19 protein-coding genes and 2 tRNA genes are annotated in these 23,343 nt (G+C 59.7%); 5 read left to right on the top strand and 16 right to left on the bottom strand.

The features are described from left to right. Positions 1–26: 26 nt before the first annotated feature. Positions 27–2,168 (top strand): SPOR domain-containing protein, encoded by a 2,142-nt coding sequence (locus ASE94_RS09365; protein WP_062630193.1) that lies wholly within the window; start codon positions 27–29, stop codon positions 2,166–2,168. 37 nt (positions 2,169–2,205) lie between these two features. On the opposite strand, the gene ASE94_RS09360 is transcribed toward ASE94_RS09365, so the two are convergent. From ASE94_RS09360 to xylF, 11 genes are all read right to left on the bottom strand, one after another. Continuing rightward, entirely contained in the window at positions 2,206–3,015 is an 810-nt protein-coding gene (locus tag ASE94_RS09360) for a tetratricopeptide repeat protein (protein ID WP_062630192.1), read from the bottom strand. Between the two features lie 455 nt (positions 3,016–3,470). Next, positions 3,471–4,478 (bottom strand): CorA family divalent cation transporter, encoded by a 1,008-nt coding sequence (locus ASE94_RS09355; RefSeq protein WP_082461133.1) that lies wholly within the window; start codon positions 4,476–4,478, stop codon positions 3,471–3,473. Positions 4,479–4,485: 7 nt separating this feature from the next. After that, positions 4,486–7,239, bottom strand: a complete 2,754-nt coding sequence (locus tag ASE94_RS09350) for a valine--tRNA ligase (protein ID WP_062630190.1) — start codon at positions 7,237–7,239, stop codon at positions 4,486–4,488. A 131-nt stretch (positions 7,240–7,370) separates the two neighbouring features. Next, positions 7,371–8,222 carry a DUF2497 domain-containing protein gene (locus tag ASE94_RS09345; protein ID WP_062630189.1) on the bottom strand — a complete coding sequence of 284 codons (852 nt, stop codon included), beginning with the start codon at positions 8,220–8,222 and terminating at the stop codon, positions 7,371–7,373. A gap of 182 nt (positions 8,223–8,404) precedes the next feature. After that, positions 8,405–9,757 (bottom strand): TolC family outer membrane protein, encoded by a 1,353-nt coding sequence (locus ASE94_RS09340; protein WP_162236076.1) that lies wholly within the window; start codon positions 9,755–9,757, stop codon positions 8,405–8,407. Positions 9,758–9,890: 133 nt separating this feature from the next. Continuing rightward, complete coding sequence (locus tag ASE94_RS09335; RefSeq protein WP_162236075.1) at positions 9,891–10,514, bottom strand: protein-L-isoaspartate O-methyltransferase; 624 nt, start codon at positions 10,512–10,514, stop codon at positions 9,891–9,893. Positions 10,515–10,654: 140 nt separating this feature from the next. Continuing rightward, a tRNA-Cys gene (locus ASE94_RS09330) sits at positions 10,655–10,728 on the bottom strand. Between the two features lie 99 nt (positions 10,729–10,827). Continuing rightward, positions 10,828–11,505 carry a DUF1345 domain-containing protein gene (locus tag ASE94_RS09325; RefSeq protein ID WP_062630186.1) on the bottom strand — a complete coding sequence of 226 codons (678 nt, stop codon included), beginning with the start codon at positions 11,503–11,505 and terminating at the stop codon, positions 10,828–10,830. Between the two features lie 44 nt (positions 11,506–11,549). Further along, positions 11,550–12,332, bottom strand: coding sequence for an ATP-binding cassette domain-containing protein (locus ASE94_RS09320; RefSeq protein WP_062630185.1), 783 nt, complete (start codon positions 12,330–12,332; stop codon positions 11,550–11,552). Between the two features lie 11 nt (positions 12,333–12,343). Next, the gene (locus tag ASE94_RS09315) at positions 12,344–13,663 is read right to left on the bottom strand and encodes a sugar ABC transporter permease (protein WP_062630184.1); all 1,320 of its coding nucleotides are present in this window, start codon (positions 13,661–13,663) and stop codon (positions 12,344–12,346) included. 87 nt (positions 13,664–13,750) lie between these two features. After that, complete coding sequence (xylF, locus tag ASE94_RS09310; protein WP_061907410.1) at positions 13,751–14,788, bottom strand: D-xylose ABC transporter substrate-binding protein; 1,038 nt, start codon at positions 14,786–14,788, stop codon at positions 13,751–13,753. A gap of 212 nt (positions 14,789–15,000) precedes the next feature. On the opposite strand from xylF, the gene ASE94_RS09305 reads away from it, so the two are divergent. Next, positions 15,001–16,242 (top strand): ROK family transcriptional regulator, encoded by a 1,242-nt coding sequence (locus tag ASE94_RS09305; protein WP_156352090.1) that lies wholly within the window; start codon positions 15,001–15,003, stop codon positions 16,240–16,242. On the opposite strand, the gene cysN is transcribed toward ASE94_RS09305, so the two are convergent. Both cysN and cysD read right to left on the bottom strand, forming a co-directional pair. Beyond that, entirely contained in the window at positions 16,239–18,113 is a 1,875-nt protein-coding gene (cysN, locus tag ASE94_RS09300) for a sulfate adenylyltransferase subunit CysN (protein WP_062630447.1), read from the bottom strand. The two genes, ASE94_RS09305 and cysN, sit on opposite strands and share 4 nt — an antisense overlap. Before the next feature lie 13 nt (positions 18,114–18,126). Beyond that, positions 18,127–19,035, bottom strand: a complete 909-nt coding sequence (gene cysD / locus ASE94_RS09295) for a sulfate adenylyltransferase subunit CysD (RefSeq protein ID WP_062630182.1) — start codon at positions 19,033–19,035, stop codon at positions 18,127–18,129. 294 nt (positions 19,036–19,329) lie between these two features. Here cysD and ASE94_RS09290 point away from each other — a divergent pair, with 294 nt between their 5' ends. The 3 genes from ASE94_RS09290 to ASE94_RS09280 all read left to right on the top strand — a co-directional run bounded on the left by ASE94_RS09290 (position 19,330) and on the right by ASE94_RS09280 (position 20,462). Further along, positions 19,330–19,488 (top strand): hypothetical protein, encoded by a 159-nt coding sequence (locus ASE94_RS09290; protein WP_156352088.1) that lies wholly within the window; start codon positions 19,330–19,332, stop codon positions 19,486–19,488. A gap of 57 nt (positions 19,489–19,545) precedes the next feature. Further along, positions 19,546–19,621 (top strand) — tRNA-Thr (locus tag ASE94_RS09285). Between the two features lie 64 nt (positions 19,622–19,685). Continuing rightward, on the top strand, positions 19,686–20,462 hold the full coding sequence (locus tag ASE94_RS09280; protein WP_348270963.1) for an NAD kinase: 777 nt from the start codon (positions 19,686–19,688) through the stop codon (positions 20,460–20,462). Position 20,463: 1 nt separating this feature from the next. Here ASE94_RS09280 and ASE94_RS09275 read toward each other — a convergent pair whose 3' ends face one another. The 3 genes from ASE94_RS09275 to ASE94_RS09265 form a co-directional block, all read right to left on the bottom strand. Beyond that, positions 20,464–21,669: a DUF2336 domain-containing protein gene (locus tag ASE94_RS09275; RefSeq protein WP_062630179.1), complete on the bottom strand. Its 1,206-nt coding sequence runs from the start codon at positions 21,667–21,669 to the stop codon at positions 20,464–20,466. A gap of 79 nt (positions 21,670–21,748) precedes the next feature. Beyond that, positions 21,749–22,552, bottom strand: coding sequence for a transglycosylase SLT domain-containing protein (locus tag ASE94_RS09270; RefSeq protein ID WP_062630178.1), 804 nt, complete (start codon positions 22,550–22,552; stop codon positions 21,749–21,751). A gap of 78 nt (positions 22,553–22,630) precedes the next feature. After that, a complete protein-coding gene (locus ASE94_RS09265) occupies positions 22,631–23,206 on the bottom strand; it encodes a nitroreductase (RefSeq protein ID WP_061907405.1) in 576 nt (191 codons plus the stop codon). Positions 23,207–23,343 lie beyond the last annotated feature (137 nt).

Raw genomic sequence — 23,343 nt, 5'->3', positions numbered from 1 at the left:
TTTGCAGCTATTAGGGACGCTGGCAAATGACGACAGCGAAGCCGAAACTCATGGCAGGACAGACAGATAGCGCGGACGACCTGATCGCTGAGCTGGCTCGGTTGATGGCCGAGGATGCACAGTCGGACAAGCCAGTTGCGCCTCCGGCCAAGCCCATTCGCATCCCTGGTGCCGAAGCTCCGGTCAAGCCAGCGCTTTCGGTTGAGACGCAGGCCGACAATCGCGGCATCCGCATTCCCGGCCCTAGTGCGCTGACGCCTGAGCCACGGGCAATTCAGGAAGATCGCCGCGAGCGCCCGGTCGCTCCTGCGGGAACGCTTGAGCGCAAAGAGCCTCCAGCTTTTTCATTTGAGTCCCGCCAGGCCGAGCCTGTTCGCAATGAACCGGTCGTTCCTGTCGTGCAACAATCTGACTTTGCCGAACCTGTCGTGACACGTCCGGAACCAGCCGAGGCCCATACGCCAGAGGCTGAGACCGATAGTGCGCCCGCTATCGCCGAGCCGATGCCGGCGCTCGATCAGGATAGCCTCGCCGATCTTATCGCTGCCGAGCTCTCCGTTCCGGAAGAGCCTGAAGCCATCGCGGAACCGACGTTTGAAGAGCCACTGGTCGAGCTCGACGTGACAGACGAAGTTCCGCGCGAGAATTTTCCGAGTGAAGTTGATTCCTTCGGCATTCCTCCCGTTTTCGGCCTTGGCTCCACGCCTGCCGGTAAAACCGAAGCGCATGTCGAGGCTGCCGAGCCGGTAGTGCCGGATGTGAAGCTGGCTCAGTTCGATCTCAGCCACGAAATGTTCGTGCCGCCGCCCCATCACAAGGCTCAACCGCTGCCCGATCCGCTCGAGGAAATCGAACGGCTGATTGGCCCTGCAGCGCGTGCCCACCAGCGGCCCGCTGCGCCGAGCCCTGCCCTGCGTAGCCTTGCAACGCCGACAATTCCAAAGGCAGAACCCGCTGCTGCTGCCGTTCCGGTGCAGCCCACTAAAGTTTCCTCCATCGAAGAAGCTATTCTTGCGGCCGCTGCGACCAGCGGCGCGCGTGTCGAATGGGTTGAACCTGTTATTTCAGCGCGCCTTCCTGACGAAGACGATGCAGAGCAGGTCGCCAAGGCGCCCCGCCGCCGTATTCTGGGCATGACTCGGTCGCTGGCCGGTCCGTTGGTGGCAACGCTTCTGCTCGCAGTTGCTGCGGTTGGTCTCTACACCGTGCTGGGCTTGGGCACGAGCGCGCCGGATGGTCCTGCGCCAATCGTGGCTGCGGATACGACGCCCATCAAGGAAGTGCCGGCACCGGCGACAGATACGGCAGATGCCAATCAGTCCGTGGTCTTCAACGAAATATCAGGTGCCAATACTGCCGCCAGTGAGCAGATCGTTTCGCGCGATCAGTCTGATGTCGATGCCGTAACGCAAGTTGCAGCCGATGACGTCAATGCCGAAGGTCTGGTGAACCGCAAGGTGCGCACTGTCACGGTGCGCCCTGATGGCACGATCGTCAGCGGTGGCGACAGCCTCGCTGGTTCAGCCATGTTGCCAGTCGATCGGCCGACGGTTCCTGATGTTCCGGGGGCAGATTTCTCGACGCCTGACATGATCGCAAACGCCGATGCTGCAGCAAGCACACCGGCTGCCGCTCAGACGCCCGCTGTGCCAGAAACACCGGCAGTGACGCCTGTGCAACCTGGTTCGACTGTTCAGGCCGTTGATCTCGCTGGCAACCCGATAGCAGGCAAGACTGCGCCCGTGCCTTTGGCGCGACCGAGCAACTTACCGACGCAGAACGCAGCGTCCGTTTCTGCGCCTCTTGCGGCAACACCCGTTCAGCAGACGCAGACGGCAACCCTTCCGACCGTTGCGCCTGCGCAAACGCCGGCCCCGGCAACCGCCACAGCGACGACGCCATCGATCACAACTGCAACGGGCGCTCCGGCGCCAGCCTATGTTCAGTTGTCATCGCAGCGCAGCGAAGAAGCTGCACGCCAGAGCGCCCAAAACATTGCGTCTCGCTTTGGCGCGATGTTCAACGGCGCCAGCCTCGAAGTTCAGCGGGTTGATCTCGGTGAGCGCGGCATCTTCTATCGCGTGCGCGTACCGGCAGATTCGCTTCAGAGCGCCAACGCGATCTGCTCGAACGTCAAAGCCAGCGGCGGCGACTGCTACACTCTCTAAAAGAGTTTAGCGCCGCCGCTGTGCTCAGCAGCAATTTTCAGAAATTCGCGAATTGGGGCGCAATCGACTGCGCCAATGCCGCTGCACTGTCGCGGTCCTCCGGCCGTGCGGTCGAGGCCGCCCGGTTCAACAGTTCATCGACCTGGGCCTGATCAACAGTGCCCATGCAGCGCTCGTGCGAAATATTGAGCCACATCAGCCCTTCGATGGGTTGGGCTTCGATCCCGTCCATGCCGTTAAACAGCATGTCACCCAGTCGTGCCTGTGCAAGGCAATGACCCTTCCGGGCGGCTAGGGAGAACCAACGGGCGCTCTGGAGGGGATTGACACCAAAGCCCTCGTCCTGAAGGTAGAGCAGGCCGACGCGGTACTGCGCATCGGCATCACCGAAATAAGTCGCGGCATGCAAAAGCAGCGCATGCGAACGTTCGATATCGGCGGGAATGCCGGCATCGGGCAGACCCTGACGATAATAGTCGCCCATTTTCACGAAGGACTGCGCCACGATATCAGACTCGACGCCGCGCGGGGCAGCATCGGCGTGTTGATTGGCGATCTGGGCGAAGTAGCCAAAAGCCTTGACTGGATCCTTAGCGACGCCCTCGCCATTCTCATACATAGTGCCGAGCTGCCACATGGCCATGGGCTGGCCGGCTTCGGCAGCATCTTCAAGCGCCGAGAGATAGGCATCGCCAGACACACCGCCCCCTGCCCCATCCAGCATATTGGCGAGGTCGAGTGCAGCGTCGGCAGCAGTTTGAGCCTGAGCGGGAATGGCCAGCGCCAGAACGGAGAGCGCAAGACCGGTGACCGCGGATGCCAGATGGAACGCCGGCGATTTCCGCATTTTACTCCTTTTGCGTGCCAATGGGCGCGCGTCTGCTATTTCAGGCAGCGGCAATGCCGCGCCTGGCAAAGAGCTTGAACCGCAAGCCCGACGGTGAAAAGCAATGTATGAAGTATTGGTAAATCCGCATTGCGGCAGCATTTGAGCGAACGTGTTCACGGAGTCGAACATGCCGCCGAATAGTTCGGCTTCTTGTTCTTCACCACGCTTGTCATTCGTCAATGCACGCACGTCTTCACCATCTGGGCGGATCACGCCATTAGCAGCGGTTCGGGAACGATCAGCCAGACTTGAAGGCGCGCGAAAGCACGTCGACCAAAATCTGCCCACACCCGCCCCGAATGCTTGAGCACCCCGTTTAAGCTGACAATGTGGCAGGAAATGTCGCCAATTTATTGATGGCGTGGCCCTAGGGCGTGAATCAAAACCGTTGTTGCGATTCCGTCACACAGAGATCAGAGCCAGCGGCGTTTGCGCATCCAGACGACGATCGCGATCGAGAAGCAGATCAGTCCGCCGCACACATACCAGAACGCTGATGGATCATTGGCCATCGGAATGCCGCTGACATTCATGCCCAAGGCACCGGTGACGAGAGTAAGCGGCATGAAGACGACGGTGACCGCGGCAAGAATCAGCATGGTGCGGTTCATCTGTTCCGCGCGTGCATCGATGATCTGCTCATGGACCAGCACGGCACGCTCAGACATGGCCTGCAATTCATCTCCCAGACGGGCCGACCGTGCGGACGCCTCGCGGAGGCGTAGCCGGTCTCTTGCTGAAAAGAAGCTCAGGTCTTCGATCTCGAGCGTGTTCAACGTATCGCGGAGCGGCCAGACCATACGGCGGAAACTGATCATGGTGCGACGTAGGTGGCTCAACCGTGATTGCGCCGTCGAGGTATTCTGGATGATCAGCGATTCCTCTATATTATCGAGCCGATCGCCGAGCATCTCGACCAGGGGCTCTAGCCGGTCCGCGGCTCTGAGCCCGAGCCTGGCGACGAGATCGGCAGGCGACACAGGCGCATGGTGGGAACTCTCCCATTTCGGCAGGCCAAGGAAGTCCGCGACATTCAATTCGGACGCGATCGTCACGCGGCCCTTTTCGATCAGCAGCGACATCAATTGTCGCCCCATATCATCTGGCTCGGCGCCTGGGCGTGCGACGCGGATCACCACGAGTGCTTTGTCGCCCACAACCGTGCAGCGAGCCCGCGTGCTTGGCGCCGACAGCAGATCGGCATGAAAGTCGCCGAGTTCGCCCTTCATCCACACACGGAATTCGGGCGCCCGCGAATTGCCCGCGATCAGCACGAAGCCGCGCAATGGCGCCTTTGGCAGCTCATCGTCAGACGTGTGGCGCCTGACGCCGCCCTTGCCGTCGAAAATCAGCACCGTCCCTGCGCCCAACAATCCGGCTGTTGTGGCCATGGGAGCCGGAGACGGCGCTTCATCTGTCATGATGGCCTCAGCTCAGGCGCTTCAGCGCTTCGAGGATGCGAGCACGGCGGTCGACCGCTGCCTCGCGACGGGCCTTCTGCTCTTCGATCACCTCTTCGGGCGCCTTGGCGACGAACTGCTCGTTGCCGAGCTTTTTGTCGACGCCAGTAATTTCACCGTCGAGCTTGGTGACTTCCTTTTCAAGGCGAGTTTTTTCCGCGCCGATGTCGATGACGCCAGCCAGCGGAAGCGCGAAGGTCGCCTCGCCCACCACGAACTGCGCGGACTCGCCCGGCACATCGTTCTGTGGCGAAATCTCTTCGAGACGTGAGAGCCGCGTGATCAGCGACGTCCCAGCCACGAGCCGGCCCAGCGTTGCTTCTTTAGCGCCGCTGACGACAAGCTGCAGCTTAGCGCTGGCCGGGACATTCATTTCTGCGCGCACCGAACGGACATTTGAAATGACCTCGATGAGCCAGGCGAGATCTTCATCGGCCGCGGCATCTTCGAGACCCTGATAGGTTGGCCATTCGGTGAGGATCAGCAGATTCTCCCGCGGCGTGCCAAACTTGCCCGTTTCTGCCCAGAGCTCCTCGGTGACGAAGGGCATCATCGGGTGAAGCATGATCAGGATCTGATCAAGCGCCCAAGCGGCGGACGCGCGTGTTTCTGCCTTGGCCGCCTCGTCCTCGCCGTTGAACACGGGCTTGGCGAATTCGACATACCAATCGCAAAACGTGCCCCAGACAAAATCATAAGCCGAGTTCGCCGCTTCGTTGAACTTGTAGTCCTCGATGCCAGCGCGAACTGTCGCAAGAGCACGAACCGTAGCGCCGACTATCCAGCGATTGAGCGGAAGCGTGTTTGCCTTGGGATCATAGCCCTCGACGCGGCGGCACTCATTCATCTCAAGGAAGCGCGCCGCATTCCAGAGCTTGGTCACGAAATTGCGGTAACCCTCAACCCGGCTGATAGCAAGCTTGAGGTCACGCCCCTGCGCGGCCATGGCAGCGAGCGTGAAGCGCGTGGCGTCAGCACCATATTCGTCAACGAGCTTGAGAGGATCGATGACGTTCCCCTTGGTCTTGCTCATCTTCTGGCCCTTCTCGTCGCGGACCAAGGCATGCATGTAGACGGTGTGGAACGGCTCTTCGTCGAGGAATTCAAGGCCCATCATCATCATGCGGGCCACCCAGAAGAAGATGATGTCAAAGCCGGTGACGAGCACATCCGTCGGATAATAGCGCTTGAGCTCGGCCGTTTCGTCCGGCCAGCCGAGCGTCGAAAACGGCCAGAGCGCGGAGGAGAACCAGGTGTCGAGCACGTCTGGATCGCGGGCCAGTTCGACCGGCTTGCCATAGTGCTTTTCGGCAGCCGCTTTGGCTTCCTCTTCGCTAGAAGCGACGAAGGCTTCATTGTCCGGACCGTACCAGGCCGGGATCTGATGGCCCCACCAAAGCTGGCGCGAAATGCACCAAGGCTTGATGTTTTCGAGCCAGGCAAAATAGGTGTTTTCGTATTGCTGCGGCACGAACTTGGTGCGGCCCTCGCGCACCGAGGCAAGTGCCGGCTGGGCCAGCACATCAGCCTTGACCCACCACTGGTCGGTCAGGAATGGCTCGATGACGACGAGTTTGCTCTTCTCGTCATGCGGCACCATGATCTTCTTGTCTTCGATATGGTCGAGCCCGCGGATCGGGTTCTCTTCAGCCAAAGCCGCAAGATCGGCCACAATGGCTTTACGCGCGTCGAAGCGATCCATGCCGCGATATTTTGCCGGCACGAAGTCATCTTCGACAATAGCGCCACGCGTCGTAAAGACGTTGATCGGCTCGACTCCGGCGCGCACACCAACTTCGAAGTCGTTGAAGTCATGCGCCGGCGTGATTTTTACAGCACCCGTGCCGAGCGTGGGATCGGCATATTCATCGGCAACGACAGGAATTCGGCGGCCAACTAGTGGCAGTTCGATGAACTTGCCGATCAATCCCTGATAGCGCTCGTCTTCCGGATGCACTGCTACGGCAACGTCGCCGAGCATGGTTTCCGGCCGGGTCGTCGCAACGATAATATAGTCGCGCGTTTCTTCGCCAGTGACGTTGCCCTCTTCGTCCTTGATCGGGAACTGGTAGGTTACCCCATCGGCTAGCGGATAGCGCAGGTGCCACATATGGCCCTTGATTTCGATATTCTCGACTTCAAGATCGGAGATGGCAGTTTCAAGACCGGGATGCCAGTTCACCAGACGCTTGGCCCGGTAGATCAGACCGCGCTTATGTAGCTCAACGAATACTTTGGTGACGGCGCGAACCATCTGATCATCCGCCGCGCCATTTTCACCCATGGTGAACCTTTCGCGCGAAAAATCAGCCGAAGCGCCGAGGCGCTTGAGCTGGTTCATGATCGTGCCGCCGCTCTCGCCTTTCCATTCCCAGACGCGCTCGATGAACTTCTCGCGTCCCATGTCGCGACGGCTCATGTGCTTTTCAGCGAGCTGGCGCTCGACGATCATCTGGGTGGCGATGCCGGCATGGTCCGTGCCTGGCTGCCAGAGCACGTCCTTTTTCAGCATGCGATTGAAGCGAACCAGAATATCCTGGATCGTGTTGTTGAGCGCGTGTCCGATATGGAGCGAGCCGGTGACATTGGGCGGCGGAATAACGATCGTGAACGTTTCCGCGCCTGGCTTGGCCCCTGCTCCTGCCGCAAATGCCTTTGCGTCCAGCCAGGCATCGTAAATGCGGCTTTCCACTGCGGCGGGCTCGTAGGTCTTTTCAAGCATAGGTCACTCACAACAGATAGACCCGCCAAGCTGAACATGGCGGGCCCCAAAAGGGTTGGAAACTTCAAGCAAAAGCGCGTCCCAGGGTCAACTGCGCGATTGATTAAAAGCGCAGGTGAGTTCTGGTCCGATCAATCGCCGCGTGCAACGCGAGCGATTTCCTTTTCGACCATGCGCTCGACAACCGCCGGCAGATTTTCATCAAGCCATTCCTTGAGCATCGGACGCAGCAGTTCGCGCACCATTGCCTCAATGGTCAATCCACCATTGCCCAATGCTGGCGAAGCGATGGTGCCCAGGCCTGCCGCGCCAAGCTTGCCGATCGAGCTGCGAACGGCGGCCTTGGTCGTGGTTTCAAGAAGGCCTTCGGCGATATCGGCGCTCAACTGGCGATCCGGCATTGGCGAAATGGAAGCGATCGACGGACGGGTATAGGCAGGAGCCCCAGCCGGCGTATCGATGATCGAGTGGTCTTCTTCATTGCTGACAGCAGAAAGCACGGAGGTGGCCTCAACTTCTGGTTCAGGTACAAATTCTGGTTCGGGCGCGAATTCTGGCTCTGGTGCGCGCTCTTCTTCGACGCCGAACGAGATCGGATCAAAGCTCGGCAGTTCGGCGACGTTTGACTCAGGCTCATTCACGCTTGAAGCGCTATCGGCCGGGGAAAAGCTAATGTCATCGGGCACGACCAGTGCTGGCGCGCTTTCAGCAGTCTGTGCTTGAGCGTCAGCCAAAAGGGCTTCGAAGCCCATGTCGGCGCCAGCATCATCATTTTCCGCGACGATCTGTGCCGATGAAAGCTCGAGAGGTTCGCCATCGTCATCGCTCGGCACGCCGGAGAAGGACATGGCTTCCATCGGATCGGGCGCGATCTGCAGCGAAGGACGACGCGGAGCCGCACTGTCATCATCGTCGGCAATGATCTGCCGGATGGAAGACAGGATTTCATCCATGGATGGTTCTTTGGCAGCCGGCTTATTCATAAGTGCCTCTCAACTTACGCTCGACCCTCAAGAGAGACTTCCGCAAGCCGCCCCTCCGATTCGTTACGCATACCTTAACGCGTTATAGAAGAGGAAGGAATCACTAGGCTGCCAGTTCCGCGGTGATCCACAAAAAGTTGTGGCCGGGACATGCCCGGCCACAAGAACTGGATTTTTAGCAGTCACTCTGCGACGGTGCGGAGTTCCTGCCAAACGTCCTCGACGGACTGGGTATAGTTGACGGCAGACTTCACTTCGACCGGCAGGCCCAGATCTTGCGCCGTCAGACGGCCCATGGCCGAGAGCAGCGAGAAAGTCGCAATAACCTTCTGGGTCTGCGCGTTGATCAGGCTTTCCTTGGCGGTCGTCAGCTCGGCCTGGGAATTGAGCACATCGAGCGTTGTGCTGGTGCCGAGGTCGCGCTCCTGGATCGTGCCTTCGAGCACAGTGTTGCCGGCCTGCGAAGCAGCTTGCGCTGCCTGGATTTGCGCATCGGCGGCCTGGATGCCGGCCCAAGCCGAAATAACGGCCTCGCGCACCTGATCATAGGTCGACATCGCGTCGACTTCAGACTTGATCTGGTTGAGATTGGCCTTGCGAACACCTGCACCGATTGCGCCGCCAGCATAGATCGGCACAGTCACCTGAAAGCCGAGCGAGCCACTGAAGCCGTCGGTCGGTCCGCCATTGGTCCAGCGGCTACCCACCTGGCCATTGATCGACGCCGTCGGCCCAAAGGCCGCTTCGGCGGCATCGCTGCCAGCCTGGGCAGCGCGGATGGCCGCCTTGGACATCATGATGGCCGGGTGCCCAACCTCTGCTTCTGCAAGAGCAGCATCGAGGCTTGAAGGGATCAAACGGGCAAAATTGTGCGACGAGTTGAGCTGCTGGGGACGTACGCCGACGAGACGCTGGAATGTCGCCTGGCTGACCTCAAGGCTACTCTGGGCGGCGCGGTATGCAGCCTGCCCCTGGGCAAGGCGCGCCTGAGCCTGCGCGACATCGATACGGGTACCTTCACCAACATCAAGGCGGTCTTGCGACGACTGCGACTGCGCCTGGAAGAAGTTGATATTGTCCTGGCGCAAGGCGACGAGCTGGCGGCCGCTCAATACGTCCATATAGGCCTGGACCACTGCAAGAAGCACGGTCTGCTCGGAATTGCGGATCTGATATTCGGAAAGTTCGGCCGCTGCGCGTGCCGCCTCGATCTGCGCTTCGGTCTGAAAATTGTCGAAGATCGTCTGGTTGTAGGAAACACCAGTCGTAATCTGGTTGCCCGTCGTAAACTGACCGCCCACGAGACTCCAGCTATTGGACCCGGCAACAGACGCCCCGATCGTGGGCAGCTTGCCCGATTTGGCACGCACAATGTCTTCTGCCGAGGCCTTGGCAGCAAGCAAGGCTGACTGCAGGTCTGGCGCGTGGTTGTAGGCTGCTGTCAGCGCATCGGTTATCGACTGGGCGCGAGCAGCGCCACTTGCGCTCAAGGCCAGCAGAATAGCGACCGCGCCCGCTGTTACGAACTTTTTCACTTCAGGTACCCCGCCTTCGACCCAATTACCCATACGCGCGGCATTTGGGGTCTACAACCAACCATTGCAATGCAAACCATTTATTAACGCATGCTTCTTTTGCCGACGTGGCGGATTCGCAACATCGGGCGCGCTAGAACCTGAATTCGTCGTCGACGACGTCATTCCGCAGGCGCGGCATTGTCGCATCGAAGGCTGACGTAAACATTACGCCTCTGTCGCCTCTCGAATAAGTGCCAACGACAGCAACACCGCGCTTCAGGATTGGAGCGACAAGGCGACCATTCGGGGCAAGGAGTTTGAGCAGGTCGCCGGGCTCTGCATCGAGAGCGCCTTCGACAATGATGACGTCAAACGCGCCGGACGTGGCGAGTGCATCGTCGGTAGACACCACGGAAACATTGCTGACGCCCAGCGCCTCAAGATGTTTTTGCGCCAATTGGCCCAATTGCTCGACATGCTCGGCTGCAATCACCTCGCGCGCCTGACGCGCGAGGATGGCTGCGGAATATCCGCTCGCCGTGCCGACATCGAGCACGCGGTCGGTCGGAGCGATCTTGGCAAGCTGCGCGATGCGCGCGAATTGCGAGGGGGACAACAGGAAGCGGCCATGCGCCAGTGGCTGGACGTCATCGACATAAGCGACTGGCCGACGATGTTCGGCGACGAACAACTCGCGCGGCAGTTCGGCCATAGCCGAAAGGATACCACGATCCATCACGCCACTCGCGCGGAGCTGGCTGTCGATCATTGCCATCCTGGCGCTTCGGTAGTCGTCCATTGGCACTTGCCCATAGTGTCATATGCCGGACGTGAATATCCACCCGCCAGCGAACTAGCAAGCTGAAGCCGAACGCGGTCAAGCGTTTCGGAGCAGTTCTGAACATGTTTGGATAATGGAGGCCGCGTCCGGAATCGAACCGGAGTGCACGGATTTGCAATCCGCTGCGTAACCACTCCGCCACGCGGCCTTCGTCGCAGTACCTATTTGACCTGTCGGGTCGATGCAACAGTATTGTCGCTATCCGACTTTTTTTCTCATGGAATTGGCAAACGGACTCTTCATGGGTTCAGCCCCCGCCCGAGCCCAGCATGACGTTGACGGCAGCCGCCAGCAGCACGGTGTTATAGAAGTGCGCGAACACCAGATGAGTCATCACCCGTTTGCGCATTTCATTGGTCGTGACCTTGGTGTCCGATGTTGCGACCGAAGTCCCGACCGTAAAAGAGAAATAGAGAAAGGCGATGCCATCAGGCTTTTCGTCACCGGGAAACTGAAGCCCGCCCTCGATGTCTGAGCCATTCTCGGTATCTGGCGCCTGATAATATTCATAGGCGTAGTGGAGGGCCCCCATCACCTGCACGATGAACCAGCCAAGAACCACTGATCCCACGCTGGCGACGATCTCGGCCGCCTCAGGGCCGCCGTCCTGATTCAACGCAAGGAAGAGCGAAACGACTGAGGCGAGGATAACGATGAGGACAATAAGAAGGAGGCCAAATCCAGGCGTATCCTCGTCTCGCGCGTGCTTCTGCAGGTAAGTTGCAGTCAAATGCGGTAACTTGATCAGCGTCAGCACCAGATAGGCCGCGAAGAAGCAATTGGCGCCAACGCTTACCGCGTATTTTGGAAAGAACAGCAGCGATATCGCCAAGCCGATGGCGCCAATCGCGAGGCCAAAATAGAATGGCGCATGGCGCGGCATAACCCGCGCCAAGGCGGCGCCGCGCAAGCCCTTATATTCCATCCCGTCCCCCTGCCCTCAATGCCGATCCTCGCGAGGCAACGCGATCAGCCGCGGATGGCTCCGGGCCCTAGCCGCGCACCAGGCGGTACAGTACCCATGATAATCATCCCCAGCACTTCGTCCTTGGTGACATCACTGGTGCGCGCCTCGCCAACCACCTGACCGTTTTTCATGACAACGACCCGGTCCGCCAGATCGAAGACGTCATGGATATCGTGGCTGATGAGAAAGATCCCGATGCCATCAGCCTTGAGTTGCTTGATGAGATCGCCAACCTGAGCCGTTTCCTGCGGGCCGAGCGAGGCCGTGGGTTCGTCCATGACGAGAATGCGCGCATTGAAAAGGATGGCGCGTGCGATCGCTACCGATTGGCGTTGCCCACCAGAAAGCGCCCGGACCGGCTCCTTGAACCGCTGAAAGTTGGGGTTAAGCCGGCCCATGACTTCCCGAGCGCGCGATTCCATTGCGGCGTCGTCGAGCGTCCCGAGCGACGTGACCATCTCGCGGCCCAAAAACAGATTGGCTGCAGCATCGACATTATCGGCCACCGCCAACTGCTGGTAGACCGTCTCGATCCCATAGGCCTTGGCATCGCGGGGGTTGTTGATGCTGGCGGGTTCGCCATTGATCCGGATCTCACCGCCGTCACGCTTATAGGCGCCGGCAAGGATCTTGATCAGCGTCGATTTGCCCGCACCATTGTGGCCCAAGAGGCCGACGACCTCGCCGCGATGGAGGGTAATGGACGCATGGTCAACGGCCTTGATGCCGCCGAAGGCGATCGAGATATCCGTCATCTCGACCAGGGGTGCGCTTTTATCCAGCATAGTCTGCGCTCCTAGCGCTTATTCCGACGGTAGAGCGTGTCGAGCCAGACCGCGAAGACCAGGACGACGCCGACCACAATGGATTGCAGCGGGCTATCGAGCCCCATCAGCACCATGCCGGATTGAAGAGATTGCATCACCACCGCACCAAGCATGGCGCCGGCGATGGTGCCCACGCCGCCAGCTAGCGATGAGCCGCCGATGACGGCTGCGGCGATGACATAGAGTTCGTCGAGCGTGCCGAGGGCATTGGTCGCAGCATTGAGGCGCGCGCTCGAAATTGCTGCGGCGATGGCACAAAGCCCGCCCATCAGCATGAATATCTTGACCGTGACCCAACGGGTATTGATCCCGGCCAGCTCAGCCGCCTCGGGATTTCCGCCCATGGCATAGACGTAGCGGCCAAAACGCGTGCGTCGGCTGAGGAACGTCATCGCCACACCGACGCCCACCGCGATGAGCACCGGCACTGCAATGCCGTGAGAAATAAAGAGACCGCCTTCCGGCACTGCAAGGCCATTGGCGGCGGCATAATTTTCGGCGATCCGTACCGGCCAGGGATAGGCATTGGCGATCCACACAGCCGCGATCGTCGTGCCGCATCCAAAGATCGCGATCGTCGCTTCGGCCCAGAGCGGTCGCTGGGGAAAATTGAACCTCTGCCGCTGCTTCCTGTCGAAATAGATCGCCGCGATAATGGCGACACAGGCGACGACGCCGATGACCCAGCTCCAGGTTGCCCCGATCGAGCCAGCGGGTCCACCGCCCATCAACTGGAAAGTTGGGTCAAGTGGCGCAACGGTGCGGCCCATGGTGACCCACCAGGCCGCGCCACGCCACACCATGTAGCCGCCAAGAGTGACGATGAATGCCGGCACGCGCAGATAGGCAATGATGGCACCCTGCAGCGCACCAATCCCGACGCCGACGACCAAACCGCCCAGGACCGACAGGATCCAGATCAGTGGATGGCCAAGGCCCAAGCCAAGCTGAACCGGCAGGAACTGCGTCTGCATCACGCCCATGACCATCCCGACGACGCCAAGAATGGAGCCCACGGAAAGATCGATATTGCGGGTGACGATGACCAGCACCATTCCGGTGACGATCACCGCAACGGAGGCCGTTTGAACCGACAGATTCCAGAGGTTTCGGGGCGTCAGAAACAGCCCGCCCGAAAAGACATTGAACCCGATCCAGATGATCGCCAGCGCCCCGATCATGCCGAGCAGACGCGTATCGACCTCGGTGGCGATCAGGAATCGCTGCAGGGGTTTTTGCGCAAAGCTGCTGGGATGAGCTGGCGTGAAAATGGCGTCTTGGTCAGCCATTCAGGTCTCCGGATCGCTGCGCGTCAAACCCATGTCGCCGGCGCGCGCGAAAAACTATCAAGGCGATCATTCTAACTGGTTCTCGCCTCAGTTACATGCGGCAACAGCGCCGGGCGCGACGCCCTGGCAAACCAGCGTCTTGGTGACCCAGCCTGCATCGATGGCAAGCCCGAGGTTGTCCCGCGTGATCGGCACCGGCGTCAGCAACACAGCGTTCATCTCGACGCCTTTGGGGCCATCGGAAAACTTTATCGCACCCGGTACGGCATCAAGCGGCGTCCCCGAGCCGAGTTCGATCGCGATCTCCGCAGCTTTCTTGCCCAGTTCGCGAGAATCTTTCCACACCGAAACCGTTTGCGTCCCCAGCGCGATGCGATTGAGCGCGGCATGATCGCCATCCTGACCTGAAACCGGCACTGATCCCGCAAGACCTTGGGCTGCCAGCGCCGCAATTGCCCCGCCCGCAGTGCCATCGTTAGATGCGACGACGGCGTCGACCTCGTTATTATTGGCGGTCAGAAATTGCTCCATGTTCGACTGGGCATATTCGGGGTTCCAGTTGTCGGTATAGGCTTCACCGACATTTCGGATCGCCCCGGCATCGATCGCCGGTTGCAGGACTTCCATTTGACCTTGAAACAGAAAGTCAGCGTTGGGGTCGGTCGGATTGCCTTTGATGAAGACGTAATTGCCCTCAGGCTTTAGCTCGAACACGCCGCGAGCCTGCATGCGGCCGACTTCCTTGTTGTCGAAAGTCAGATAAAACGCGTCAGGGTTTTCGATCAGCCGGTCATAGCCGACGACCGGAATGCCTTCTGCGACAGCGGCGGCAACCGCAGGCCCGATCGCTTCGCTATCTTGGGCCAACACTATGATCGCATCGACTCCCTGGCTAATCAGGCTCTCGATGTCGGTCAATTGCTTGGACGCTGAGGACTGAGCGTCTGCCGCGATATAGGTGGCGCCAGCCTCTTCGAGTGCCGTCTTGATCGCAGCCTCGTCGGTCTTCCAGCGCTCTTCCTGGAAATTATTCCAGGAAACGCCGATAACCACGCCGTCCTCAGCCCAGGCAGGGCTTGAAAGCGCAGCAGAAGCCAGCAAGACCACCGCGAACTGCTTGTTCATCCAAGTCCTTCCTTGGGCATCAGGCCAGTAGCGCATCTCGACCTGCTGAATCCCTCGGGCCGTCGGTGCGGCAAGGCTCTTTTGTTGCCCGAAAAACGACGTCGCATGGCAAAACTTGGCGTGTCAACGTCAAATTCGGGCCGTGAAAAAAATCGAGGTTGCGTCTATCGCTGGGCTTTGGTGTCTAAAGACGGAGTGAGGGAGACAACTGCTTGACGAGAACCGTCAGCGATAGTGACAGCGTCCGTCGGCAAAACCGTGGACTGGTTTTAAGCGCGCTGCGCATGCAGGGTGCGCAATCGCGCACGGCCCTCGCAAGCCTCACTGGTCTCAGCCACGCAAGTATGACCGCGATCATGTCCGATCTTCTGGTGCAGGGTCTCGTCAGCGAGGTCGCCGCCGATCGTGTGGATGGCCGCAGCCGCGGACGTCCAGCGACACTCGTGCACTTCGCCCGCGATGCCGCGCATCTCGCGCTTTTCGAAATCGACGTCAATCGCGCGCGGCTGTCGCTTATCGATTATGGCGGCGTCCTCGTCGACCGCATCGAAACCTCGCTGACTCCAGACACTTTTGCGTATCAGAAACCGACCGACTTCCTGTCCGAACGCCTCACGGCACTGTTGATCCGTACGCCCCAGGCTGCCCTATCTTTGCGCCGGGTCGCCATCTCGGTCCAGGGTATCCTGCAGCGCGATGGGCAGGGTCTGCGATGGTCTCCCATCCCGCGGCTTGCCGGCACGTCGTTCGTGTCCGAGCTCTCCGAAAAACGCAACCTGCCGGTTACGCTTCATAAGCGCGGCGTCTTGCTTGCCGAAGGCGCACGCTGGCTCGATCCAACTTTGCATGATGCCAGCGTCGCCACGGTGTTTATCGGCTCGACCGTTGCCATGGGCGTCACTTTTCGTGGCCAGATCATGGGGCGCGGCGATGAAGGGGCGACTGAATTCGGGCACATGAATCACCTGCCGAATGGCGCGCTCTGCCGTTGCGGCATGCGCGGCTGCATCGAGGCCTATGCCGCAGATTATGCCGTGCTGCGCACAGCTTTCTCGGTGCCCGAAACCGCGCCGCCTGCCGCCGCCGTCCCGGCACAACAATATGAAATGCTGATGCAGCGGGCCGAAGCCGGAGATCGCGCGGCCAAGCACGCCTTCAACGTCGCTGGCCGCGCTGTCGGCTACGGCATCAGCCGTATGATGGCGATCTACGATCCCTCGCATATCCTGATCGTCGGACCCGGCGCCAGGGCGCTGGAACTGATGCGCGCAGAATTCGACCAAGCGATCGGCAATTCCCTAGTCGGCGAGATCAATGGCCTGCCGAAGATCATCGCCCACCGCGACGAAACCGAGCCGGTCTTCCGGGGCCTTCTTATGAAAACCCTCAATGACATCGATCAGCTCGATTTTGCCCCGCTGCCGAACTCCGAAAGGATCGGTCCGGCAGCCTAGATTTTCAGCCAGTCATGCAGCCGGTCGGCCAAGACCACTGGCTCTTCGGCTCCGGCGTCCAAGGTCAGATCAGGATTGCGCGGTGCTTCGAACGGACTGTCGATGCCGGTGAAATTCTTGATCTCGCCGCGCCTTGCCTTCGCATAGAGCCCCTTGGGATCGCGCGCCTCGGCCACTTCAAGCGGCGTGCTGACAAAAACCTCGGTGAACCGGATATCGCCAGCGATCTCGCGAGCGAGTTGGCGTTCCTTCTCGAACGGTGAGATGAACGACACGAGGACGATCAGCCCGGCATCGGCCATCAGCTTGGCGACCTCGGCAACGCGGCGAATGTTTTCGACACGCGCAGCTTCCGTAAAGCCAAGGTCCTTGTTGAGCCCGTGACGGACATTATCCCCGTCGAGAATGTAGCAATGCCGCCCTTCGGCTGTAAGACGCTTTTCGAGCAGATTGGCGATGGTCGACTTTCCCGATCCGGATAGCCCGGTGAACCAGACGATTTGCGGCTCCTGCCCCTTCATCGTGCCGCGCACGCCGCGGTTCACGTCAAAGGCTTGGTAGGTCAGGTTTTGCGCCCGCCGAAGACCAAACTCGATCGTTCCCGCCGAGAGCGTGGCATTGGAAAGCCGGTCAATGAGGATAAAGCCGCCGGTCAACGGATTGTCGGCGTAGGCATCAAACGCGATCGCCCGGTCGGTCGCGATCGTCACCGTGCCGACTTCATTGAGCTCAAGCTTATTCGCGGCCACGTGCTCCAGCGTGTTCACATTGGTGCGGAATTTTATGTCGGTTATGGTCGCGGGTACCGTTTGGGCACCGATTTTAAGTAGATAGGACCGTCCCTGATAGGCGGGTTCGTCATTCATCCAAACGAGCTTGGCCTGAAACTGATTGGAGAATTCCGGCGTCGTCCCGGGATGGGATAGCGCATCTCCGCGCGAGACGTCGATTTCCCGATCCAGCACCAAGGTCACCGCTTGTCCCGCTGCAGCGCTCGTCAGCGACCCGTCCATGGTGACAATGTCGGCGATCTTGGCCGGCTTGCGCGAGGCGGCGACAAGCACGTCGTCGCCCACCTTGACCGAGCCTGCAGCGACGGTCCCCGAGAACCCGCGGAAATCGAGGTTCGGCCGGTTTACCCACTGCACCGGGAAGCGGAACGGCTGATCCGCTTTGTCCTGCGCCACCTCGATGGTTTCGAGATAAGGCACGAGCGGCTGGCCGGTAAACCACGGCATCCGCTCGCTTTTCGTCAAAATATTGTCGCCACGCAGCGCCGAAACCGGCACCGCCGCAAGCGTCTGAAAACCTAGATCCCGGGCGAACTCCCGGTAGTCGGCCTCGATTTTATCAAAGACGGACTGATCGTATCCGACCAAGTCGATCTTGTTCACGACCAAGACCACATGCTTCACGCCGACAAGCGAAAGAATAAAACTGTGGCGCCGGGTTTGGGTCAGCAGCCCCTTACGTGCATCAACGAGCAACAGAGCCAGATCCGCATTGGAAGCGCCCGTCGCCATGTTGCGCGTGTACTGCTCATGGCCCGGCGTATCGGCAACGATGAACTTGCGCTTGTCGGTCGAGAAAAACCGATAGGCAACGTCGATGGTAATGCCCTGCTCCCGCTCAGCCGCCAGCCCGTCGACCAGCAGCGAAAAGTCGATGCCCTCGTCGCCCACCGTGCGGTTATGGCTTTCCTTCTTGAGGCTCGTCAATTGGTCATCGAGGATGAGCTGGCTGTCGTAGAGCAGGCGACCAATCAGCGTCGATTTACCGTCGTCGACGCTTCCGCAGGTGAGAAAGCGAAGCAGAGATTTGTCGGTCTGCTCGGCAAGCCAGATATCGAGTGCGTTGGTGGGTGCGGGCATGGCCAAACTCATCTCAGAAATAGCCTTCCTGCTTCTTCTTTTCCATCGAACCGACGGAATCGCTGTCGATCAGCCGGCCTTCGCGCTCGGAGGTCCGGCTGGCCTGCATTTCCATGATGATGGATGGAAGGTCGGCGGCATCGGAGCGGATCGCTCCGGTCAAAGGATAGCAACCAAGTGTGCGGAACCGGACGGTTTCCATGCGCGGCGTCTCACCGGGCTCGAGCGGCAGCCGTTCGTCGTCGACCATGATCAAGGTACCGGAGCGCTCGACCACCGGCCGGGGCTTGGCAAAATAGAGCGGTACGATGGGGATGTGCTCAGCGTAGATATAGGTCCAGACGTCGAGCTCGGTCCAATTGGAGATCGGGAATACGCGCATGCTTTCGCCGGGATTGAGACGCGTATTGAACGTGCGCCAGAGCTCCGGCCGCTGGTTCTTCGGGTCCCAGGCATGGTTGGCATTGCGGTGCGAAAAGACACGCTCCTTGGCGCGCGATTTCTCCTCGTCCCGGCGCGCCCCACCGATCGCGGCATCATATTTGCCCGCATTCAGCGCCTGGCGCAGTGCTACGGTCTTCATGATGTCTGTGTAGCGCGACGAGCCGTGGTCGAACGGGTTGATGCCGTCGCGCACGCCTTCCTGGTTTGTGTGCCGGATCAGATCGAAGCCATACTCTTCCGCCGTCTGCTCGCGAAACGCGATCATTTCCTTGAACTTGAATGTCGTATCGACATGCAGCAGCGGAAACGGAATCTTGCTCGGATAAAACGCCTTGCGCGCCAGATGCAGCAGCACGCTCGAATCCTTGCCGATCGAATACATCATCACTGGCCGCTCGAAACTCGCCGCGACCTCGCGCAGAATTTCGATGCTCTCCGCTTCCAGCGATTGCAGATGGGTCAGGCGGCTGTGGGTCACGTTCGTTCCAAACTGGACAGATTTTGCCGGGCTTTAGGCTCGTAATTACGTTTGAAACATAGGCTGCATCAAGGCCAAAAGTCCCGCAAAACCAGTGGTTTCAGGCACCTCGGGCAATTTTGTGCACGTTGAGCCGAAAGTCAGACAAACCACTTCAATTCTGCCGGACTGACACCCAACCTTTGGCGCACGATGGATCAGAGGCGGAAAAATAATTCTCTCGGCTTTTCTTCCCGTTAGGGGCCGGAACCTTGGTAGGTGGGATGGATTGCGTTTCTCATGGAGGATCGTTTCATGAGCATAGACAAATCTACTCCCGCTCCGCTTGAGACCGAAGACGGCGAACAAATGGACGACAACGTCAACGATGTCGGCCAAAAGTCGGGGGACAAAAAGCTTGAACAGCCCGTGGACAAAAACGGAAAGACGTCTAGGGGCAAAACGAAGACCTGAATTGCGCTTGGAATCCCTTGCGAGCCCCCTGCCCCAATGCTAAACGGCCAGCAGCGTGCCGGTATAGCTCAGTTGGTAGAGCACCTGATTTGTAATCAGGGGGTCGCGGGTTCGAACCCTGCTGCCGGCACCAGTTTAACCGCGACATTGGCGGTAACCTGGCAGAGCAAAACGCTCGGCCCGTTTAAGGTGTCAATGTGAGCGGTTTGGCCAAGCCTCGCGTATCAGTCGTGACCAACGAAACGGCCGGGGCCGATGCCGCCGCCGCTAGTCTTCGCAAGATTTTGGGCCATGTGAGCCTTGAAGAAGCAGATTATGTCGTCGCCTTAGGTGGGGACGGCTTGATGCTTCAAACGCTTCACTTGGCGATGAAACAGGACACGCCTGTCTACGGCATGAACTTCGGTTCTGTCGGCTTCATGATGAATGATTTTTCGTCGGCCGATATTATCGAGCGGCTCGAATCTGCCCAGCGCACGAAAATCTATCCTCTCTCGATGGACGTGCTTGACGCCTCTGGGCAAACCCGGACGGCGCTGGCTCTGAACGAGGTTTCGCTGTTTAGGTCGACCCACCAGGCGGCGAAGATCCAGATATCCGTGGATGACGAAGTCCGGCTGGATGAGCTGATTTGCGACGGTATCCTTTTGTCGACGCCAGCGGGCTCAACGGCCTACAATCTTTCCGCTCATGGGCCGATCCTGCCGATCGAGGCGCCATTGTTGGCACTGACGCCGATTTCTCCGTTCCGTCCGCGTCGTTGGCGTGGGGCAATCCTGAGTAACGCGGCCCGCGTGCGCTTCGTGCTGCGGGAGGCCGACAAGCGTCCGGTGAGCGCCGTTGCGGACAATATTGAGATCAAGAACGTGCGGGAAGTGACCGTACGCGAAGATCGCTCTCATGCGGTCACGCTGCTTTTCGATCCGGGAAAGAGCCTGGAAGAGCGCGTTCTCAGCGAACAATTCAAGTTTTAGGTCAGGCGGCAGGTAGCTGCAAAGGCAGGCTATTGTCGCTTGGTGGGACGAGCATCGGCAGATGCGTCGTCGCTGCGAAGACGCGCATGACGCCGCGTGCCGCCTTGCGCGCCAGAGCGATGTTCTGCTCGCTCAGATAAGCAAAAGTTTCTTCAAGTTCCTCAGGAATGACGCCGTCATACTCTGCAATGAGCTCTTCGATGAGTGCGGTGACCACAAAATGCCGCGCTGCGGTATCGTCTGCGAGGTCGGCAATGCGGGCATGGAGGACGAGTTGCACCAGAACCTTGCCGAGAGCGGTCGAAATGTCGGCGCGCAGCATCAGAGCGGACAGGGCAGATCGGCTGCCACCTTCGAGCAAAGTGAAGACCTTTTCGCGTGTTGCCCCGGACAGCTCGGCAATACAGGACGCGAAGAACATCACGTGGCCAGTGACCAAAGCGTGCAGCAGAATACGTGTATTTAGTTGGCTTGAGCCCACGAGTGTTTGAACAAACTCGCGTTTACGAAGATAGGCTTCCGCTTCGCCAATGGCTGAAAGTGCCGTGTCCGAGCCGTTGCGCAGTAAGCGTTCGAGCCGCTCAGGCGCCAATGCGCCAGCGACAAGTCGGGTCTCGCGGAGTGCTTCCGTAACGCGCTGCACAAGAATAAGCCGAGCAGGACCGGGAAGGTCCGGGCGGGCAAGAAGCGCGCCCCGCACCTTTGCTTCCACCCCATGGGTTGCGGCAAGCCGCACCAGCAGAGAGGCGTCTAGTGAAATATCGGTCCGTCGCAGCATATGGAGGACAAGACCTGGCTCGTCGCGCTCTATGAGGAGTGTCGCGACGCGGCTCGAAAGTTGAGCGCGCTGGGCCACCGACAGCCAGATTGCAGCGTCCCCCTTGCGGATGGCATTGAACAGATCTGCGTCGATAAGTATCGGCGAGTACTGAAGAATCGCGCGTGAGATGATGGGACTGTCCTGCAGCAGCGCCATCATGATCGGGCGTGGCGCCTGCTCTGAATGCAGCAGCCCATAGGCCAAGGCGGCGCGGACTTTTACCGATGGGTCATCGAGGAAATTGATGAGAGACGCATAGAGCGCAGCATGCTCGTCCGCAGGGCCGTCGTGGTCGAGAAACGCAAGCGCCGCCAGGTGTGCAGCGTGTCCGCGCTCGTCGCTATCGTGGGACCGGGACAGCCGGACAAACTCGCTATACTCGATCATTACTCTCTCCGCACCGCAGCGGAGAAAAGACTATCGCGGAGTATTTAAGGAAGCGTTCACCATAAATTATCCACGGGGCTTAGCGGGCGTAAAGCTGGGTGAAAAAGGCAGAGCCACCGGCTTCTGATGGGGCGACAGGCACGTCGGGGACAGTTTTGAAGAGACCGGTGAAGGACATGTTGTCGGTCGAGAATCGGGATGGGACGACGGGGAGTGGCGGTGGCGCGGCGGTTGATTGGCCGGCCATTTGCTGGGCGGAGAATGCGGCATTGGTGCCGTTCTCATGCTTGGCAACGAGGACGCGATAGACCTCCCGAATCGTCCGTGGCTGGCCGTTGCTATAGAAGATTGCCTGGTTGGCGTCGGCCTGGCGGGGGAAGAGATTGACAGCCAACTGGTCGGGGTCCTGGAGGCCGGCGCGAAACATGCGCTCGGCGCCTTCAGCCCCCAGAAAGTGGGCGATATAGAGTTCTCCGGCGCTTGGATTGCGGCCGAATTGGTTCTTCAAATATTCGCCATTCCGTCGCGTAAAGGCGGCGGCGAGATCAGCCGAGATTTGCGGATCCTCGCGCAGTTTGAGGATTGCAGCTTTGGTCTGGGGATCGGCGATGGTGTAGGTGCCGTCGCTCCTGCGCTGGATCTGGTCGGCATATTGGCCATAGCCGAGCGCCGGGCCCTGTTCCTTCATGGTTTGAAGCCATGTGCTTTCAAGGAACTGGAAGAGGCCGGTGGCCGAAGAGGTCGATGCCTTGGCGCTCGGATTGAGGCTGCTTTCTCGAATCGCGGTCTGCAGCAAATAAGAGAAATCCACGCCCGTACGATTGCCTGCCGCAGTGAGTGCGGAGGCAACATTTTGCGGTACGGAGACGGACTGGACGCCCATGAACTGCCTGAGTGCGAGCCGAAATTGCGTTAAGGAATGCCTTACTACGGCTAACAGTCCGTTAACATTGACGGCAAGTTAACGCCATTCGGTGACGACTTGCGACAAATCGGGACGCGGGCGGTCTTCGATGGCGGTTGTCGGGGTGCCGATGTGGACGAAGCCAACAAACTGCTCCCCATCCTTCGCGCCCAACATCGCGGCAGCGTCCTTATCGAACGTGTACCAGCGAGTGATCCAAGTCGCGGCATAGCCAAGCGCATAGGCGCCGTGAATGAGGTTGAACGCGACATTAGCTGCCGAGAGCAACTGCTCGAATTCGGGGACCTTTACGTGCGGCTTGGCCGTCGAGATGACGCCAACGACAAGCGGAGCCGGCAGGAACTGGCGGCGCTCGGCATCAAGGCTGGCTTCGTCGAGTTCCGGGCGCTTGCGCTTGGCGATCTCGGCGAGCTTCTCGCCCGCAGCAGCGCGAGCGTCACCCGAGATCAGGACGAGACGCCACGGGGCAAGCTTGCCGTGATCGGGAACGCGGGTCGCGATGGTGAGAAGCGTATTGAGCTCGTCGCCGGTCGGCGCGGGTTCGGCGAGGAAGGCCTGGCCGACGGAGCGGCGGGTGAGGAGATAATCGCGGAGGGCGGGATTGGCGGGCATGATGAACCTTGGGGATCGGGTAACGGCCTGTAAAATTGCTTTGAGCCTTTCCCGTGGCGGTTTTCAAGCCGCGCCGTCTGTGACACAGCTTAACCCCAATCGCGCACCATACTTATGAGAGTCGGTCAGCGCCCGAC

The organism is Devosia sp. Leaf64, assembly GCF_001421945.1.
In the GTDB taxonomy this organism is placed as follows: Bacteria; Pseudomonadota; Alphaproteobacteria; order Rhizobiales; family Devosiaceae; genus Devosia.
This window is presented reverse-complemented; position numbering and strand designations above follow the sequence as displayed.

Excerpts from the sequence above, each read along its gene's own strand:
- ASE94_RS09365 (WP_062630193.1), top strand. The coding sequence starts at position 27 with ATGACGACAGCGAAGCCGAAACTCATGGCAGGACAGACAGATAGCGCG.
- ASE94_RS09360 (WP_062630192.1), bottom strand. The coding sequence starts at position 3,015 with ATGCGGAAATCGCCGGCGTTCCATCTGGCATCCGCGGTCACCGGTCTT.
- ASE94_RS09355 (WP_082461133.1), bottom strand. The coding sequence starts at position 4,478 with ATGACAGATGAAGCGCCGTCTCCGGCTCCCATGGCCACAACAGCCGGA.
- ASE94_RS09350 (WP_062630190.1), bottom strand. The coding sequence starts at position 7,239 with ATGCTTGAAAAGACCTACGAGCCCGCCGCAGTGGAAAGCCGCATTTAC.
- ASE94_RS09345 (WP_062630189.1), bottom strand. The coding sequence starts at position 8,222 with ATGAATAAGCCGGCTGCCAAAGAACCATCCATGGATGAAATCCTGTCT.
- ASE94_RS09335 (WP_162236075.1), bottom strand. The coding sequence starts at position 10,514 with ATGGCAATGATCGACAGCCAGCTCCGCGCGAGTGGCGTGATGGATCGT.
- ASE94_RS09325 (WP_062630186.1), bottom strand. The coding sequence starts at position 11,505 with ATGGAATATAAGGGCTTGCGCGGCGCCGCCTTGGCGCGGGTTATGCCG.
- ASE94_RS09320 (WP_062630185.1), bottom strand. The coding sequence starts at position 12,332 with ATGCTGGATAAAAGCGCACCCCTGGTCGAGATGACGGATATCTCGATC.
- ASE94_RS09315 (WP_062630184.1), bottom strand. The coding sequence starts at position 13,663 with ATGGCTGACCAAGACGCCATTTTCACGCCAGCTCATCCCAGCAGCTTT.
- xylF (WP_061907410.1), bottom strand. The coding sequence starts at position 14,788 with ATGAACAAGCAGTTCGCGGTGGTCTTGCTGGCTTCTGCTGCGCTTTCA.
- cysN (WP_062630447.1), bottom strand. The coding sequence starts at position 18,113 with ATGCCCGCACCCACCAACGCACTCGATATCTGGCTTGCCGAGCAGACC.
- ASE94_RS09290 (WP_156352088.1), top strand. The coding sequence starts at position 19,330 with ATGAGCATAGACAAATCTACTCCCGCTCCGCTTGAGACCGAAGACGGC.
- ASE94_RS09275 (WP_062630179.1), bottom strand. The coding sequence starts at position 21,669 with ATGATCGAGTATAGCGAGTTTGTCCGGCTGTCCCGGTCCCACGATAGC.
- ASE94_RS09270 (WP_062630178.1), bottom strand. The coding sequence starts at position 22,552 with ATGGGCGTCCAGTCCGTCTCCGTACCGCAAAATGTTGCCTCCGCACTC.
- ASE94_RS09265 (WP_061907405.1), bottom strand. The coding sequence starts at position 23,206 with ATGCCCGCCAATCCCGCCCTCCGCGATTATCTCCTCACCCGCCGCTCC.